Origin of the sequence: Caballeronia sp. (genome assembly GCF_049581465.1) — a bacterium.
Taxonomy (GTDB): Bacteria; Pseudomonadota; Gammaproteobacteria; order Burkholderiales; family Burkholderiaceae; genus Caballeronia.
In genome coordinates this window covers 1-1,537 of sequence record NZ_JBAUSA010000445.1, presented here as the reverse complement: position 1 = coordinate 1,537, position 1,537 = coordinate 1, and the positions used below count along the sequence as shown (strand labels likewise).

1 protein-coding gene is annotated in these 1,537 nt (G+C 60.3%); it reads left to right on the top strand.

The genetic code is table 11. The features are described 5' to 3' along the window. Positions 1 to 6 precede the first annotated feature (6 nt). The coding region (gene actP / locus WCA53_RS11045; RefSeq protein ID WP_423909194.1) for a cation/acetate symporter ActP at positions 7 to 1,537 on the top strand (1,531 nt) is incomplete at its 3' end.

The window sequence follows — 1,537 nt, the reverse complement described above, 5'->3', positions numbered from 1 at the left end:
ACTGAAATGAAACGGCTCGGTCTATCCGCGGCTTTGCTGCTTACCGCGCTTCCGGCATGTGCATCTGCACCCCCCGGCGTTGCGCAAGGCCACAACCCAATCGCGATCGGCATGTTTCTTGTGTTCGTCGCTTCGACACTCTTCATCACTCGCTGGGCTTCCCGAAAAAACCACAGCGTCTCGGACCATTACGCAGCGGGCGGAAAAATCACGGGCTTCCAGAACGGCTGGGCGATCGCGGGCGACTACATGTCCGCCGCGTCCTTGCTGGGCATCTCGGCCCTGGTGTTCACAAGCGGTTACGACGGCTTGATCTATTCGATCGGCTTTCTCGCCAGTTGGCCCATCATCCTGTTCCTCATTGCCGAGCCATTGCGCAACCTCGGGCGCTACACGCTCGCCGATGTCGTTTCGTACCGGTTGCGACAGCGTCCAATTCGCGCGTTCGCCGCGTCCAGCTCGATCGTGATCGTCCTGCTGTATCTCGTGTCGCAGATGGTGGGTGCGGGTAAGCTCGTCGAGTTGCTGTTCGGGTTCAACTACACCGCTGCCGTCGTGATTGTCGGCGTCCTGATGGTTGTGTACGTGTTCTTTGGCGGCATGCTTGCTACGACCTGGATCCAGATCATCAAGGCCATCCTGCTGCTTTCGGGAGCCGCGTTCATGGCATTCATGGTGCTCAGCCGATTTGGCTTCAGTCTCGACGCGCTGTTCTCGCAGGCCATCCTTGTGCATCCCAGGCACGCCGCGATCATGAGTCCGGGCGGTCTCGTTTCGGACCCGGTTTCAGCAATTTCGCTGGGGCTGGCGTTGATTTTCGGCACGGCCGGCCTGCCTCACATCCTCATGCGCTTCTTCACGGTCGGCGACGTCAAGGCCGCGCGAAAGAGCATCTTGTACGCGACGGGCATCGTCGGAATCGGCTATGCGCTCATTATTATTATCGGCTTCGGGACCATTGCGCTCGTGGCAACCGATCCGCAGTATCGCACCGCGTCCGGCTCGGTGGTGGGGGGGGTCAACATGGTCGCAATCCACCTTGCGCATGCCGTCGGCGGGAATATCTTCCTGGGCTTCATCTGCGCGGTCGCCTTCTCGACCATCCTGGCGGTGGTCGCCGGCCTGACACTCGCGGGATCATCTGCTATATCCCACGACCTGTATGCGAACGTCCTTCGCCGAGGCACGGCTACCGATCGCGAGGAAATGCGCGTCTCGCGGATGACCACGCTGGTGCTGGGCGTACTCGCTATCCTGCTCGGGATAGCGTTTGAAAAGCAGAACATCGCCTTCATTGTCAGCCTTACCTTTTCGATCGCGGCGAGCTCGAACTTTCCCGTGCTGCTTCTTTCGATCTACTGGCGCGGCTTGACCACGCGCGGCGCGGTGTGGGGCGGCTCGCTTGGACTCGCTGCGGCCGTCATTCTCACGGTACTAAGCCCGACGGTATGGGTTCAGGTCCTGGGACACGCGCACGCCATCTATCCGTATGAATATCCCGCCCTCTTCTCGATGCTCGTCGCGTTTTCCAGTGTCT